The sequence below is a fragment of the Pseudomonas saudiphocaensis genome (genome assembly GCF_000756775.1).
Taxonomy (GTDB): Bacteria; Pseudomonadota; Gammaproteobacteria; order Pseudomonadales; family Pseudomonadaceae; genus Stutzerimonas; species Stutzerimonas saudiphocaensis.
On sequence record NZ_CCSF01000001.1, the window covers coordinates 3,163,625 to 3,177,022 of the forward strand.

The 13,398-nt window shown below is 58.5% G+C and carries 19 protein-coding genes; 18 read left to right on the plus strand and 1 reads right to left on the minus strand.

Annotated elements, in window-relative coordinates:
- The first annotated feature begins 6 nt into the window (after positions 1 to 6).
- The 18 genes from rplN (at position 7) to BN1079_RS14755 (ending at position 10,289) form a co-directional block, all read left to right on the plus strand.
- Positions 7 to 375: a 50S ribosomal protein L14 gene (gene rplN, locus BN1079_RS14670; RefSeq protein WP_014854220.1), complete on the plus strand. Its 369-nt coding sequence runs from the start codon at positions 7 to 9 to the stop codon at positions 373 to 375.
- Positions 376 to 386: 11 nt separating this feature from the next.
- On the plus strand, positions 387 to 701 hold the full coding sequence (rplX, locus tag BN1079_RS14675; protein WP_037025753.1) for a 50S ribosomal protein L24: 315 nt from the start codon (positions 387 to 389) through the stop codon (positions 699 to 701).
- A 19-nt stretch (positions 702 to 720) separates the two neighbouring features.
- Entirely contained in the window at positions 721 to 1,260 is a 540-nt protein-coding gene (gene rplE, locus BN1079_RS14680) for a 50S ribosomal protein L5 (protein ID WP_037025754.1), read from the plus strand.
- A gap of 13 nt (positions 1,261 to 1,273) precedes the next feature.
- On the plus strand, positions 1,274 to 1,579 hold the full coding sequence (gene rpsN / locus BN1079_RS14685; RefSeq protein ID WP_037025755.1) for a 30S ribosomal protein S14: 306 nt from the start codon (positions 1,274 to 1,276) through the stop codon (positions 1,577 to 1,579).
- Positions 1,580 to 1,761: 182 nt separating this feature from the next.
- Positions 1,762 to 2,154 (plus strand): 30S ribosomal protein S8, encoded by a 393-nt coding sequence (gene rpsH, locus BN1079_RS14690; protein ID WP_037025756.1) that lies wholly within the window; start codon positions 1,762 to 1,764, stop codon positions 2,152 to 2,154.
- Between the two features lie 12 nt (positions 2,155 to 2,166).
- Positions 2,167 to 2,700 (plus strand): 50S ribosomal protein L6, encoded by a 534-nt coding sequence (rplF, locus tag BN1079_RS14695; protein ID WP_037025757.1) that lies wholly within the window; start codon positions 2,167 to 2,169, stop codon positions 2,698 to 2,700.
- Between the two features lie 10 nt (positions 2,701 to 2,710).
- Positions 2,711 to 3,061, plus strand: a complete 351-nt coding sequence (gene rplR, locus BN1079_RS14700; RefSeq protein ID WP_037025758.1) for a 50S ribosomal protein L18 — start codon at positions 2,711 to 2,713, stop codon at positions 3,059 to 3,061.
- Between the two features lie 3 nt (positions 3,062 to 3,064).
- On the plus strand, positions 3,065 to 3,565 hold the full coding sequence (rpsE, locus tag BN1079_RS14705; RefSeq protein ID WP_037025759.1) for a 30S ribosomal protein S5: 501 nt from the start codon (positions 3,065 to 3,067) through the stop codon (positions 3,563 to 3,565).
- 2 nt (positions 3,566 to 3,567) lie between these two features.
- Positions 3,568 to 3,750 (plus strand): 50S ribosomal protein L30, encoded by a 183-nt coding sequence (rpmD, locus tag BN1079_RS14710; protein ID WP_014854212.1) that lies wholly within the window; start codon positions 3,568 to 3,570, stop codon positions 3,748 to 3,750.
- A gap of 3 nt (positions 3,751 to 3,753) precedes the next feature.
- Positions 3,754 to 4,188, plus strand: coding sequence for a 50S ribosomal protein L15 (gene rplO / locus BN1079_RS14715; protein ID WP_037025760.1), 435 nt, complete (start codon positions 3,754 to 3,756; stop codon positions 4,186 to 4,188).
- Positions 4,189 to 5,517 (plus strand): preprotein translocase subunit SecY, encoded by a 1,329-nt coding sequence (secY, locus tag BN1079_RS14720; protein ID WP_037025761.1) that lies wholly within the window; start codon positions 4,189 to 4,191, stop codon positions 5,515 to 5,517. It begins immediately after the preceding gene.
- Between the two features lie 28 nt (positions 5,518 to 5,545).
- On the plus strand, positions 5,546 to 5,662 hold the full coding sequence (rpmJ, locus tag BN1079_RS14725; protein ID WP_037025762.1) for a 50S ribosomal protein L36: 117 nt from the start codon (positions 5,546 to 5,548) through the stop codon (positions 5,660 to 5,662).
- Between the two features lie 131 nt (positions 5,663 to 5,793).
- Positions 5,794 to 6,150, plus strand: a complete 357-nt coding sequence (rpsM, locus tag BN1079_RS14730) for a 30S ribosomal protein S13 (protein ID WP_037025764.1) — start codon at positions 5,794 to 5,796, stop codon at positions 6,148 to 6,150.
- A 19-nt stretch (positions 6,151 to 6,169) separates the two neighbouring features.
- The gene (gene rpsK, locus BN1079_RS14735; RefSeq protein ID WP_037025765.1) at positions 6,170 to 6,559 is read left to right on the plus strand and encodes a 30S ribosomal protein S11; all 390 of its coding nucleotides are present in this window, start codon (positions 6,170 to 6,172) and stop codon (positions 6,557 to 6,559) included.
- Between the two features lie 17 nt (positions 6,560 to 6,576).
- Positions 6,577 to 7,197 (plus strand): 30S ribosomal protein S4, encoded by a 621-nt coding sequence (gene rpsD, locus BN1079_RS14740; protein WP_037025767.1) that lies wholly within the window; start codon positions 6,577 to 6,579, stop codon positions 7,195 to 7,197.
- 22 nt (positions 7,198 to 7,219) lie between these two features.
- Positions 7,220 to 8,221 (plus strand): DNA-directed RNA polymerase subunit alpha, encoded by a 1,002-nt coding sequence (locus tag BN1079_RS14745; RefSeq protein ID WP_037025769.1) that lies wholly within the window; start codon positions 7,220 to 7,222, stop codon positions 8,219 to 8,221.
- Positions 8,222 to 8,266: 45 nt separating this feature from the next.
- Positions 8,267 to 8,653, plus strand: a complete 387-nt coding sequence (rplQ, locus tag BN1079_RS14750; protein WP_037025770.1) for a 50S ribosomal protein L17 — start codon at positions 8,267 to 8,269, stop codon at positions 8,651 to 8,653.
- 175 nt (positions 8,654 to 8,828) lie between these two features.
- Entirely contained in the window at positions 8,829 to 10,289 is a 1,461-nt protein-coding gene (locus BN1079_RS14755) for a catalase (RefSeq protein WP_037025773.1), read from the plus strand.
- A gap of 73 nt (positions 10,290 to 10,362) precedes the next feature.
- Here BN1079_RS14755 and uvrA read toward each other — a convergent pair whose 3' ends face one another.
- Positions 10,363 to 13,200: an excinuclease ABC subunit UvrA gene (gene uvrA / locus BN1079_RS14760; protein ID WP_037025775.1), complete on the minus strand. Its 2,838-nt coding sequence runs from the start codon at positions 13,198 to 13,200 to the stop codon at positions 10,363 to 10,365.
- Positions 13,201 to 13,398 lie beyond the last annotated feature (198 nt).

Genomic DNA, 13,398 nt, shown 5'->3' on the forward strand with positions numbered 1-13,398 from the left:
AATTATATGATTCAGACTCAATCAATGCTCGATGTGGCGGATAACAGCGGCGCGCGTCGCGTTATGTGCATCAAGGTGCTCGGCGGTTCTCACCGCCGTTACGCCGGCATCGGCGACATCATCAAGGTTACCGTCAAGGAAGCGATTCCGCGTGGCAAGGTCAAGAAAGGCCAGGTGATGACCGCTGTTGTGGTTCGCACCCGTCACGGTGTTCGTCGTCCAGACGGTTCCATTATTCGCTTCGATGGCAACGCTGCTGTTCTGTTGAACAACAAGCAGGAGCCTATCGGTACTCGTATTTTCGGGCCGGTGACGCGTGAGCTTCGTAACGAGAAGTTCATGAAGATCGTTTCCCTTGCGCCTGAAGTGCTCTAAGGAGTAGCCGCATGCAAAAGATTCGTCGCAACGACGAGATCATCGTCATCGCCGGCAAGGACAAGGGCAAGCGCGGTAAGGTGCTTCGGGTTCTCGCTGACGACCGCGTGGTCGTCGGTGGCATCAACCTGATCAAGCGTCATACCAAGCCCAATCCGATGGCTGGCATTCAGGGCGGTATCGTCGAGAAAGAGGCGCCTCTGCACGTCTCTAACGTCGCTATCTTCAACAGCGAAACCAACAAGGCTGATCGCGTTGGTTTCAAGGTTGAAGACGGCAAGAAAATTCGTGTCTTCAAGTCGACCCAAAAGCCGGTTGAAGCTTGAGACTGCTAGGTAGATAACCATGGCACGACTAAAAGAAGTTTATCGGAAGCAAATCGCTCCCAAGCTGAAGGAAGAACTTCAGCTGGGCAACGTGATGGAAGTTCCGCGCATCACCAAGATCACCCTCAATATGGGTCTCGGCGAAGCCATCGGTGACAAGAAGATCATCGATCATGCTGTTGCCGACCTGGAGAAGATCACCGGTCAGAAGGTCGTAGTGACCCACGCCCGGAACTCCATCGCTGGCTTCAAGGTCCGCGAAGGCTGGCCAATCGGCGTCAAGGTGACGCTGCGTGGCGATCGCATGTACGAATTCCTGGATCGTCTGCTTTCCATCTCCCTGCCTCGGGTTCGCGACTTCCGCGGCCTGAATGCCAAGTCCTTTGATGGCCGCGGCAACTACAGCATGGGCGTGAAAGAGCAGATCATCTTCCCGGAAATCGATTACGACAAGATCGATGCGCTGCGTGGTCTGGACATCACTCTGACCACTACCGCCCGGACGGATGATGAAGGTCGTGCTCTGCTGCGCGCCTTCAACTTCCCGTTCCGCAACTGATTGGAGTAGGTACATGGCTAAGCAAAGCATGAAGAACCGCGAGCTGAAGCGTCAGCAGACGGTTGCCAAGTACGCGGCAAAGCGTGCGGCCCTGAAGGCTGTCATCGCCAACCCGAACTCCACGCCGGAAGAGCGCTGGGAAGCCCAGGTTTCCCTGCAGAAGCAGCCTCGTGACGCCAGCGCCTCGCGCCTGCGTAACCGCTGCCGCCTGACTGGTCGTCCGCATGGTGTGTATCGCAAGTTTGGTCTTGCGCGCAACATGCTGCGCCAGGCCGCCATGCGTGGTGATGTACCGGGTCTGGTCAAGGCCAGCTGGTAAGCAAAAGGTCCGGCTTAACCGTCGGACTGGATGTTGATGAATCAAGCCCCTCTGGGGCTTGATTCGTTTCAGCTCTCTCTCTAGAATGTCCGGCTCGCCAGAGCCTCGCATTTTTGCGGACTTGTCTAGAGGCGACACGAGCCCTTAAGGGCTTATTTTTTCGTATTAGGAGCCAAGAGCCCATGAGTATGCAGGACCCGTTAGCGGACATGCTAACTCGTATCCGTAATGCCCAGATGGCCGAAAAGTCCGTCGTAAGCATGCCGTCTTCCAAACTGAAGGTGGCAGTAGCCAACGTTCTTCAAGGTGAAGGCTATATCGCGGGATACAACGTCAGTGGTGATGTAAAGCCGCAGCTGTCCATCGAGCTGAAGTACTTCGAAGGCCGTCCGGTCATTGAAGAACTCAAGCGCGTAAGCCGCCCTGGCCTTCGTCAGTACAAATCCGTCGACCAGCTGCCGAAAGTTCGTGGCGGTCTGGGCGTTTCGATCGTGTCCACCAACAAGGGTGTGATGACTGATCGTGCTGCTCGCGCCGCAGGCGTTGGTGGCGAAGTGCTCTGCACTGTGTTCTAAGGGGGAATAAGCATGTCTCGCGTTGCTAAAAACCCCGTCAAGCTGCCTGCCGGCGTCGAAGTCAAGATGAATGGCCAGCAGCTTTCGGTCAAGGGTGCCAAGGGTGCCCTGGAACTGAACGTTCACTCTTCGGTTGAAGTGATCCAGGAAGATGGTGAGCTGCGTTTTGCCGGTCGCAATGGCGATCAGCAGACCCGTGCCATGGCTGGTACCACTCGTGCTCTGGTGAACAACATGGTAGTCGGCGTCAGCCAGGGCTTTGAGCGTAAGCTCCAGCTGGTTGGTGTTGGTTACAAAGCGCAAGCCAAAGGTCAAGTGCTGTCCCTGGCTCTCGGCTTCTCGCATCCGGTGGAGTATGAACTGCCGCAAGGCGTTACCGCTGAGACCCCCAGCCAGACTGATATCCTGATCAAGGGTATCGATAAGCAACTGGTCGGTCAGGTGGCCGCTGAAATCCGTGATTACCGTCGCCCAGAGCCTTACAAGGGCAAAGGCGTGCGTTACTCGGATGAAGTGGTTCGTCGTAAAGAAGCTAAGAAGAAGTAGGGCATAGCAAATGAGCCTAAAGAAAGTTACTCGTCTGCGTCGCGCTCGCAAGGCCCGTCTGAAGATGCGCGAGTTGGAAGTCGTACGCCTTTGTGTGTATCGCTCTTCCCAGCACATCTACGCCCAGGTCCTCGCGGCCGGTGGCGACAAGGTCCTGGCCAGCGCCTCGACACTCGACAAAGAACTGCGCGGCGGTGCCACCGGCAACGTCGACGCTGCCAAGAAAGTTGGTCAGCTGGTCGCTGAGCGTGCTAAGGCCGCAGGTGTCACCCAGGTGGCGTTCGACCGTTCTGGCTTCAAGTACCACGGTCGTGTCAAGGCACTGGCTGATGCTGCTCGTGAAGGCGGGCTGGAGTTCTAAGTTATGGCATATAACGAGCAAAAGCGCGACGAAGGCTACATTGAGAAGCTGGTTCAAGTTAACCGCGTCGCCAAAACTGTAAAAGGTGGTCGTATCTTCACCTTCACCGCGCTGACCGTGGTGGGTGATGGCAAGGGTCGTGTAGGTTTCGGTCGTGGCAAGTCCCGCGAAGTGCCTGCCGCCATTCAGAAGGCCATGGAAGCGGCTCGCCGCAACATGATTCAGGTCGATCTGAACGGTACTACTCTGCAGTACGCCACGAAGGCCGCCCACGGCGCCTCCAAGGTCTACATGCAGCCGGCATCTGAAGGTACTGGTGTCATCGCTGGTGGTGCCATGCGCGCCATCCTCGAAGTCGCCGGCGTTCAGAACGTTCTGGCCAAGTGCTACGGCTCCACTAACCCTGTAAACGTGGTGCACGCTACGTTCAAGGGTCTGAAGTCCATGCAGTCGCCCGAGTCGATCGCTGCGAAGCGTGGCAAGAGCGTTGAGGAGATTTCCTGATCATGGCTAACGCAACCGTCAAGGTTACGCTGATCAAAAGCGTCAGCGGCCGTATCCCCAATCACAAGCTGTGCGTCAAGGGTTTGGGCCTGCGTCGCATTGGTCATACCGTTGAGGTTCAGGATACTCCTGAAAACCGCGGCATGATCAACAAGGCTTATTACATGCTCCGTGTGGAGGGCTAAGCCATGCAACTGAACGATCTGCGTTCTGCGCCAGGTGCCCGTCGCGAAAAGCTGCGTCCGGGCCGTGGTATCGGTAGCGGCCTCGGCAAGACCGGTGGCCGTGGTCACAAGGGTCAGACTTCCCGTTCCGGTGGCAAGATCGCTCCCGGCTTCGAGGGTGGTCAGCAGCCTCTGCATCGCCGTCTGCCGAAGTTCGGCTTCGTTTCTCTGAAAGCCATGGATCGCGCAGAAGTGCGTACTTCCGAACTGGCCAAGGTTGAAGGCGACGTTGTAACTCTGCAGAGCCTCAAAGACGCCAACATCATCAATCACAACGTACAGCGCGTAAAAGTCATGCTGTCCGGTGAGGTTGGTCGTGCGGTGACTCTCAAGGGCATCGCCGCCACCAAAGGTGCGCGTGCGGCTATCGAAGCAGCTGGCGGCAAGTTCGAGGAATAAATGGCTAAGCAAGGTGCTCTCTCCGCGCTGAGTAATGGTGGGCTGTCCGAGCTCTGGGCACGTCTGCGTTTTCTGCTGATGGCGATCGTCGTCTATCGGATTGGCGCACACATCCCGGTGCCGGGGATCAACCCCGACAGATTGGCCGAGCTGTTCCGTCAGAACGAAGGGACCATCCTTAGCCTGTTCAACATGTTTTCCGGCGGCGCGCTGGAGCGCATGAGCATTTTTGCGTTGGGGATCATGCCGTATATCTCGGCGTCGATCATCATGCAGCTCATGACCGCTGTCAGTCCGCAGCTGGAGCAGTTGAAGAAGGAAGGCGAGGCCGGGCGCCGTAAGATCAGTCAGTACACGCGTTACGGAACGTTGGTGCTGGCTATCGTTCAGGCGATCGGTATGTCGGTTGGTCTGGCAGGGCAGGGTGTCGCCTTCAGTAACGATTTCAGCTTCTACTTCGTGGCTATCACCACCTTCGTGGCTGGTGCGATGTTCATGATGTGGCTGGGCGAGCAGATCACTGAGCGGGGTGTTGGCAACGGCATCTCCATGTTGATCTTCGCGGGGATCGTTGCTGGCTTGCCGGGTGCTCTCGGCCAGTCCTTCGAGTCTGCCCGGCAGGGTGATATCAATATCATCGCGCTGCTGGCGGTCGGTCTGGTGGCTGTGGCGATCATTGCGTTCGTGGTGTTCATTGAGCGTGGTCAGCGGCGGATTGCCGTGCATTACGCCAAGCGTCAGCAGGGCCGTAAGGTTTTTGCTGCGCAGACCAGCCACCTGCCGCTGAAGGTCAATATGGCGGGCGTTATTCCTGCGATCTTCGCTAGTAGCATTCTGCTGTTCCCGGCGTCCTTGGGGCAGTGGTTCGGTCAGTCCGAGAACATGGGCTGGCTGGCTGATATGTCGCAGGCGATCGCTCCAGGTCAGCCCCTGAACATCCTGCTGTTCAGTGCCGGTATTATCTTCTTCTGCTTCTTCTATACGGCTTTGATGTTCAATCCGAAGGACGTCGCAGAAAACCTGAAGAAGTCCGGTGCATTTATCCCGGGAATCCGTCCTGGTGAGCAGTCCGCGCGCTATATCGATGGCGTACTGACCCGCTTGACCATGTTCGGTGCCCTGTACATGACGGCTGTATGCCTGTTACCTCAGTTCCTTGTGGTGGCTGCAAACGTGCCGTTCTACCTTGGCGGGACGTCGTTGCTGATCGTGGTGGTAGTGGTGATGGACTTCATGTCTCAAGTGCAGTCACACCTCATGTCTCACCAGTATGATTCCCTGATGAAAAAAGCCAACCTGAAGGGCTATGGCAGCGGAATGCTCCGCTGATTGGCTCGTAAGGTTCGAGGAGTTGGTCATGAAAGTTCGTGCATCGGTCAAGAAGCTGTGCCGCAACTGCAAGATCGTCCGTCGCGATGGCGTCGTTCGAGTTATCTGCAGTGCAGAACCGCGTCACAAACAGCGCCAAGGCTGATTGTGAGCTAAAGCTAGAACCCGGTAGCTAGTGCGCTGCCGGGTTGATTATTTGTTACTACAGCGTTAGTATCTCGCGCCCTTTTCTTGGCTTCCGGGGCGTTGGGTAGCTGTCAATTGGAGTTTCACTGAATGGCCCGTATTGCAGGCGTAAACATTCCGGATAACAAGCACACTGTTATCTCGCTGACCTACATCTATGGTGTTGGTCGCACTCGTGCGCAGTCCATCTGCGCAGCTACCGGCGTAAATCCGGCAGCAAAAATCAAGGATCTCTCTGACGAGCAGGTCGAACTGCTGCGCGGCGAAGTGGCTAAGTTCATCGTTGAAGGTGATCTGCGCCGCGAAGTCAACATGAAGATCAAGCGCTTGATGGACCTGGGTTGCTACCGCGGCCTGCGCCATCGTCGTGGTCTGCCGGTTCGCGGTCAGCGTACCAAGACCAACGCCCGCACCCGCAAGGGCCCGCGCAAGCCGATCCGCAAGTAATCGCGTAGGAATTTAAGTAATGGCAAAACCTGCTGCTCGTCCTCGTAAGAAAGTTAAAAAGACAGTGGTTGATGGCATCGCCCACGTCCATGCCTCTTTTAATAACACCATCATCACTATCACCGATCGTCAGGGCAATGCGTTGTCCTGGGCCACTTCCGGTGGCTCCGGTTTCCGTGGTTCGCGTAAAAGCACCCCCTTTGCTGCTCAGGTAGCTGCTGAGCGTGCTGGTCAGGCGGCACTGGAATACGGCCTCAAGAACCTCGACGTGAACGTCAAGGGTCCAGGTCCTGGACGTGAATCTGCCGTTCGTGCTCTGAATGGCTGTGGTTATAAAATCGCCAGCATCACCGACGTGACGCCAATCCCGCATAACGGGTGCCGTCCGCCGAAGAAGCGCCGCGTGTAATCAGGAGACAGTGAAGAATGGCTCGTTATATTGGTCCCAAGTGCAAACTGTCTCGTCGTGAAGGCACCGATCTCTTTCTGAAGAGTGGTGCGCGCGCGCTCGAATCTAAGTGCAATATCGAAACCCCACCGGGTGTTCATGGTCAGCGTCGTGGTCGTCTTTCCGACTACGGTACCCAGCTGCGCGAGAAGCAGAAAGTACGTCGCATGTACGGCGTTCTTGAGCGTCAGTTCAGCGGTTACTACAAAGAAGCTGCCAGCCGCAAGGGCGCTACCGGTGAGAACCTGCTGCAACTGCTCGAATGCCGTCTGGACAACGTCGTGTACCGCATGGGCTTCGGCTCCACGCGTGCCGAATCGCGTCAGCTGGTATCCCACAAGGCAATCAGCGTCAACGGCAAGACTGTGAACGTACCCTCCTATCAGGTCAAAGCGGGTGACGTGGTTGAGGTGCGTGAGAAGTGCCGTAACCAGTTGCGTATCGCCCAGGCCCTGGAACTGTGCGCACAGCGCGGTCGTGTTGAGTGGGTCGAAGTAGATACCGACAAAAAAACCGGTGTTTTCAAGAGTGTTCCGGCTCGCAGTGATCTGTCTGCCGACATCAACGAAAACCTGATTGTCGAGCTCTACTCCAAGTAAGGGCTAGAAAATAGGTGTATCCATGCAGAGTTCGGTAAATGAGTTCCTGACCCCCCGCCACATTGATGTGCAGGTGGTCAGTCCGACCCGTGCCAAGATCACGCTCGAGCCTCTCGAGCGTGGCTTTGGCCACACCCTGGGCAACGCGCTGCGTCGTATTCTGTTGTCCTCAATGCCGGGCTGCGCTGTGGTCGAGGCTGAGATCGACGGCGTGCTCCACGAGTACAGCGCCATAGAGGGCGTGCAGGAAGATGTCATCGAAATCCTGCTCAACCTCAAAGGTATCGCCATCAAGCTGCACGGCCGTGATGAAGTGACCTTGAGCCTGGTGAAGAAGGGCGCGGGCGCTGTTACCGCTGCCGATATCCAGCTGGATCACGATGTTGAAATCGTCAATGGCGATCACCTGATCGCCAATCTGGCGGCCAATGGTTCGATCAACATGAAGCTCAAGGTCGCTCGCGGCCGTGGTTACGAGCCTGCTGATGCGCGTCAGAACGATGAAGATGAAAGCCGCAGTATTGGCCGTCTTCAGCTCGACGCCACCTTCAGCCCGGTTCGTCGCGTGGCTTATGTGGTCGAAAACGCTCGTGTTGAGCAGCGTACCAACCTCGACAAGCTGATCATCGATCTTGAAACCAACGGCACCCTGGATCCCGAAGAGGCGATCCGTCGTGCTGCGACTATCCTGCAACAGCAGCTGGCTGCATTTGTCGACCTCAAGGGTGACAACGAGCCGGTTGTGGTAGAGCAGGAAGACGAGATCGATCCGATTCTGCTGCGTCCGGTTGACGACCTGGAACTGACCGTGCGTTCGGCGAACTGCCTCAAGGCAGAGAACATTTACTACATCGGTGATCTGATTCAGCGCACCGAAGTGGAACTGTTGAAAACGCCGAACCTGGGCAAGAAGTCCCTGACCGAAATCAAGGACGTTCTGGCCTCTCGTGGTCTGTCCCTCGGTATGCGCCTCGATAACTGGCCGCCGGCAAGTCTCAAGAAGGACGATAAGGCTACGGCCTGATCGCCCCTAGTCACCGAACTGATCGTTTGGTAAGGAATTTCAATCATGCGTCATCGTAAAAGTGGCCGTCATCTGAGCCGCACCAGCGCACACCGTAAGGCCATGTTCCAGAACATGGCGGTGTCGCTGTTCGAGCACGAACTGATCAAGACCACCCTGCCCAAGGCCAAAGAACTGCGTCGCGTTGCCGAGCCGCTGATCACCCTGGCCAAGGAAGACAGCGTTGCCAACCGCCGCCTGGCTTTCGACCGTACCCGTTCGAAGGCTATCGTTGGCAAGCTGTTCAACGACCTGGGCCCGCGTTACGCCTCCCGTCAGGGCGGCTACCTGCGTATTCTCAAGTGCGGTTTCCGCGCTGGTGACAATGCGCCCATGGCTTACGTCGAGCTGGTTGACCGTCCGGTTACCGGTGAAGTGGAGGCCGCGGAGTAAGTTCGCAGCGTTCAAGAAAACCGAGCTACGGCTCGGTTTTTTTATGCCTGAAAGATTTGCTCTATTGAAAGCTTTGACCTTCATCATTGGTCGACACCGGTGCGCTTTCCTATGATGGCGCCATGCAGCAGACACCCGTACTGCTCAAGACGACGCACACCATGGAGAAGCAGTTATGACAGACAAGCCAAGATTGACTACCGTAGCCGGTGCTCCGGTAGCTGAGAATCAGAACGTCCTTACGGCTGGCGCTCGCGGCCCCATGCTGCTGCAGGATGTGTGGTTTCTGGAAAAACTTGCCCATTTCGACCGCGAAGTGATCCCTGAGCGACGCATGCATGCCAAGGGCTCGGGTGCTTTCGGGGAATTTGTGGTCACCCACGACATCACCCGCTATACCAAAGCAGCACTCTTCTCAGAAGTGGGCAAGCGTACGCCGATGTTCGCACGCTTCTCTACCGTGGCGGGCGAGCGTGGCGCGGCCGATGCCGAGCGGGACATCCGCGGTGCGGCACTGAAGTTCTACACCGAGCAGGGCAACTGGGACCTGGTGGGCAACAACACCCCAGTGTTCTTCTTCCGTGATCCGCTGAAATTCCCCGACCTCAACCACGCGGTCAAACGCGATCCGCGCACCAACATGCGCAGCGCCAACAACAACTGGGACTTCTGGACCAGCCTGCCCGAGGCGCTGCACCAGGTTACCTACGTGATGGGTGACCGCGGCATTCCAGACGGCTACCGCCACATGCATCTGTTCGGCTCGCATACCTTCAGCTTCATCAGTGCCGACAACCAGCGCTATTGGGTCAAGTTCCACTTCAAGACCCAGCAGGGCATCAAGAACCTGACCGACGCCGAGGCCGCCGCCATCGTGGCCAATGACCGCGAAAGCTCGCAACGCGACCTGTTCGAGGCCATCGAGCGTGGCGATTTCCCGCGCTGGACCATGTACGTGCAGATCATGCCGGAGATGGATGCGGCGAATTACCGCTTCCACCCGTTCGACCTGACCAAGATCTGGTCGAAGAAGGACTACCCGCTAATCGAAGTCGGCTACATGGAGCTCAACCGCAACCCGGACAACTATTTCCAGGATGTCGAGCAGGCCGCCTTCACGCCCGCCAACGTGGTGCCCGGTATCAGCTTCTCGCCGGACCGTATGCTGCAGGGCCGTCTGTTCTCCTACGGTGATGCGCAGCGCTACCGCCTGGGCGTCAACCATCACCAGATTCCGGTAAACGCGCCGCGCTGCCCGGTACACAGCTACCACCGCGATGGCGCCATGCGTGTCGATGGCAACCACGGGGGACGCCTGCACTACGAGCCCAACACTTACGGCGAGTGGCAGCAGCAGCCTGACTTCAGCGAGCCGCCGCTGGCGTTGGGTGGCTCAGCGGACCGCTACGACTTCCGCGCCGACGATGCCGACTACTTCACCCAGCCGGGCGATCTGTTCCGTCTGATGGACGCCGACGAGCAGGAGCGTCTGTTCGGCAACACGGCGCGTGCCATGGGCGATGCGGCACGGCATATCAAGCTGCGCCATATCAAGCATTGCTACCTGGCGGATCCCGCCTACGGTGCCGGTGTCGCCAAGGCGCTGGACCTGCCGCTGGAAGAAGCGCTGGCCTAAACCTGCGTTGAATTAAGCGAAAAGCCCGCAGCCTTGCTGCGGGCTTTTTGCTTTTTCAGACTGCTAGGCAACCTTAGGCTCTGTCGCGTTCAAGCAGTGGCTTGAGGAAGTGTCCGGTATGCGACTGGGACATTTCAGCGACTTCTTCAGGGGTTCCGCAGGCGATGATCTGGCCACCTCTGGAGCCGCCTTCGGGGCCCAGGTCGACCAGCCAGTCCGCCGTTTTGATCACGTCCAGATTGTGCTCGATGATCACCACGGTATTGCCGTGGTCACGCAGGCGGTGCAGCACATCAAGGAGCTGCTGGATGTCCGCAAAGTGCAGGCCGGTGGTGGGCTCGTCGAGAATATAGAGGGTCTTGCCGGTGTCGCGCTTGGACAGTTCGCGCGACAACTTCACCCGCTGCGCCTCGCCGCCGGATAGGGTGGTCGCACTCTGTCCCAGCTTGATATAGGACAGCCCCACGTCCATCAGTGTCTGCAGTTTGCGCTTCACCGCCGGCACGGCATCGAAGAACTCGCGCGCTTCCTCGATGGTCATGTCGAGCACTTCGGTGATGCTCTTGCCCTTGTACTTCACTTCCAGGGTTTCGCGGTTGTAGCGCTTGCCCTTGCACACGTCGCAGGGGACGTAGATGTCCGGCAGGAAGTGCATTTCCACCTTGATCACGCCGTCGCCCTGGCAGGCCTCACAGCGCCCGCCTTTGACGTTGAAAGAGAAGCGCCCCGGGCCGTAGCCGCGCGAACGCGCTTCCGGCACGCCGGCGAACAGCTCGCGGATCGGCGTGAACAGGCCGGTGTAGGTCGCCGGGTTGGAGCGTGGTGTGCGACCAATAGGGCTCTGGTCGATATCTACCACCTTGTCCAGGTACTGCAAGCCGTCGAACGAGTCGTGCGCCGCCACTTCCAGTGTAGTGGCGCCGTTGAGTGCGGTAGCTGTGATGGGGAAAAGCGTGTTGTTGATCAGCGTCGATTTGCCCGAGCCAGAAACGCCCGTGACGCAAGTCAGCAGGCCTACCGGGATTTCCAGGTCAACGTTACGCAGGTTGTTGCCACGTGCGCCCTTGAGCTTGAGCAACTTCTTCGGATCGCGAGGTGTTCGCTGCGCCGGGTAATTGATCTGCACGCGGCCGGAGAGATACTTGCCGGTCAGCGACTCGGGGTGCGCCATCACCTCGTCGGGCGTGCCTTCAGCGACGATGCGGCCACCGTGCACGCCGGCGCCGGGGCCGATATCCACCACGTAATCAGCCATGCGGATAGCGTCCTCGTCATGCTCGACGACAATCACCGTATTGCCGATATCGCGCAGATGGCGAAGGGTGCCGAGCAGGCGCTCGTTGTCGCGCTGATGCAGGCCGATGGACGGCTCGTCAAGGATATACATGACGCCCACCAGGCCGGCGCCGATCTGGCTGGCCAGGCGGATACGCTGCGCTTCGCCGCCGGAAAGGGTGTCGGCGCTGCGGTCCAGGGTCAGGTAGTCGAGGCCAACGTTGACCAGAAACTGCAGGCGTTGACAGATTTCCTTGAGGATCTTGTCGGCAATTTCGCCGCGCCGGCCGCTGAGGGTAAGGCCGTCAAAATAGTCGGCTGCATCGCCAATCGGCAGTCGGGTGACCGCCGGCAGCGTCTTGTCACCCACCCAGACATGCCGTGCTTCGCGGCGCAAGCGGGTGCCGCGGCACTCGGGGCAGGGCTGGGTGCTGAGGTATTTGGCAAGTTCTTCGCGAACGCTGTTGGATTCGGTTTCGCGATAGCGGCGTTCGAGGTTGGGAATGATTCCCTCGAACGGGTGCGAGCGCTTGACGATATCGCCACGGTCGTTGAGGTAGCGGAAATCAACATTGTCTCTGCCGCTGCCGCGCAGAATGTATTGCTGATGCTTTTCGCTCAACGAGTTGAAGGGCGCGTCGAGGCTGAACCCGTAATGCGCTGCCAGTGAGCCGAGCATCTGGAAGTAGTAGACGTTGCGCCTGTCCCAGCCGCGAATCGCGCCCTCGGCCAGGGTCAGCTCGCCGTTGACCAGGCGCTTGGCATCGAAGAACTGCTTGGCACCCAGGCCATCGCAGGTTGGGCAGGCTCCGGCCGGGTTGTTGAACGAGAACAGCTTGGGTTCCAGTTCGCTGATTGAGTGGCCGCAGATCGGGCAGGCGAAGCGCGCCGAGAAGATCATCTCCTCGCGGTCGTCATCTTCGTCCATGGGTGCGACCAGAGCGATACCGTCGGCCAGCTTGAGTGCTGTCTCGAAGGATTCGGCCAGGCGCTGCTGCAGATCGCTGCGCACCTTGAAGCGGTCGACCACGACATCGATGGAGTGCTTTTTCTGCTTGTCCAGCTTGGGTAGCTCATCGAGCTCGTACAGCTTGCCGTTGACCCTCGCACGGACAAAGCCCTGGGCGCGCAGCTCGTCAAACACCGCCAGATGCTCGCCCTTGCGCTCGCGGATCACCGGGGCCAGCAGCATCAACTTGCTGCCTTCGGGCAGGGCCAGCACCTGATCGACCATCTGGCTGACGGTCTGTGCTTCCAGCGGCTCGTCGTGATCCGGGCAGCGCGGCGTACCGACCCGCGCATAGAGCAGACGCAGATAATCGTAGATTTCGGTGATGGTACCCACGGTGGAACGCGGGTTGTGGGATGTGGATTTCTGCTCGATGGAGATGGCTGGCGACAGGCCTTCGATGGTGTCCACGTCGGGCTTTTCCATCATTGACAGAAATTGCCGCGCGTAGGCCGATAGCGACTCCACGTAGCGGCGCTGACCTTCGGCATAGAGGGTGTCGAAGGCCAGGGAGGACTTGCCCGAGCCCGATAGGCCGGTAATCACGATCAGCTTGTCGCGTGGCAGGGTCAGGTCGATGTTCTTCAGGTTGTGGGTGCGAGCCCCACGGATCAGAATCTTGTCCAAAACAGCCTCGCGTGGCGGGCGAAAACCGGAAATTATACGGCTCGGATGGCAGCACAGTAAAACTGTGCCCCGGCGTAGCTAGGGTCTTTCGTCGGTTAAGCGCCCGGGCGCGGCACGATGTCGCCCTGTCGCGTGCCGGAGCCTGGCAGGGAGGCGGCCAGTGCCTGCGGCCCGTCCCTTGCGGTACTCCGGCCGGAC

Excerpts from the sequence above, each read along its gene's own strand:
- rplN (WP_014854220.1), top strand. The coding sequence starts at position 7 with ATGATTCAGACTCAATCAATGCTCGATGTGGCGGATAACAGCGGCGCG.
- rplX (WP_037025753.1), top strand. The coding sequence starts at position 387 with ATGCAAAAGATTCGTCGCAACGACGAGATCATCGTCATCGCCGGCAAG.
- rplE (WP_037025754.1), top strand. The coding sequence starts at position 721 with ATGGCACGACTAAAAGAAGTTTATCGGAAGCAAATCGCTCCCAAGCTG.
- rpsN (WP_037025755.1), top strand. The coding sequence starts at position 1,274 with ATGGCTAAGCAAAGCATGAAGAACCGCGAGCTGAAGCGTCAGCAGACG.
- rpsH (WP_037025756.1), top strand. The coding sequence starts at position 1,762 with ATGAGTATGCAGGACCCGTTAGCGGACATGCTAACTCGTATCCGTAAT.
- rplF (WP_037025757.1), top strand. The coding sequence starts at position 2,167 with ATGTCTCGCGTTGCTAAAAACCCCGTCAAGCTGCCTGCCGGCGTCGAA.
- rplR (WP_037025758.1), top strand. The coding sequence starts at position 2,711 with ATGAGCCTAAAGAAAGTTACTCGTCTGCGTCGCGCTCGCAAGGCCCGT.
- rpsE (WP_037025759.1), top strand. The coding sequence starts at position 3,065 with ATGGCATATAACGAGCAAAAGCGCGACGAAGGCTACATTGAGAAGCTG.
- rpmD (WP_014854212.1), top strand. The coding sequence starts at position 3,568 with ATGGCTAACGCAACCGTCAAGGTTACGCTGATCAAAAGCGTCAGCGGC.
- rplO (WP_037025760.1), top strand. The coding sequence starts at position 3,754 with ATGCAACTGAACGATCTGCGTTCTGCGCCAGGTGCCCGTCGCGAAAAG.
- secY (WP_037025761.1), top strand. The coding sequence starts at position 4,189 with ATGGCTAAGCAAGGTGCTCTCTCCGCGCTGAGTAATGGTGGGCTGTCC.
- rpmJ (WP_037025762.1), top strand. The coding sequence starts at position 5,546 with ATGAAAGTTCGTGCATCGGTCAAGAAGCTGTGCCGCAACTGCAAGATC.
- rpsM (WP_037025764.1), top strand. The coding sequence starts at position 5,794 with ATGGCCCGTATTGCAGGCGTAAACATTCCGGATAACAAGCACACTGTT.
- rpsK (WP_037025765.1), top strand. The coding sequence starts at position 6,170 with ATGGCAAAACCTGCTGCTCGTCCTCGTAAGAAAGTTAAAAAGACAGTG.
- rpsD (WP_037025767.1), top strand. The coding sequence starts at position 6,577 with ATGGCTCGTTATATTGGTCCCAAGTGCAAACTGTCTCGTCGTGAAGGC.
- BN1079_RS14745 (WP_037025769.1), top strand. The coding sequence starts at position 7,220 with ATGCAGAGTTCGGTAAATGAGTTCCTGACCCCCCGCCACATTGATGTG.
- rplQ (WP_037025770.1), top strand. The coding sequence starts at position 8,267 with ATGCGTCATCGTAAAAGTGGCCGTCATCTGAGCCGCACCAGCGCACAC.
- BN1079_RS14755 (WP_037025773.1), top strand. The coding sequence starts at position 8,829 with ATGACAGACAAGCCAAGATTGACTACCGTAGCCGGTGCTCCGGTAGCT.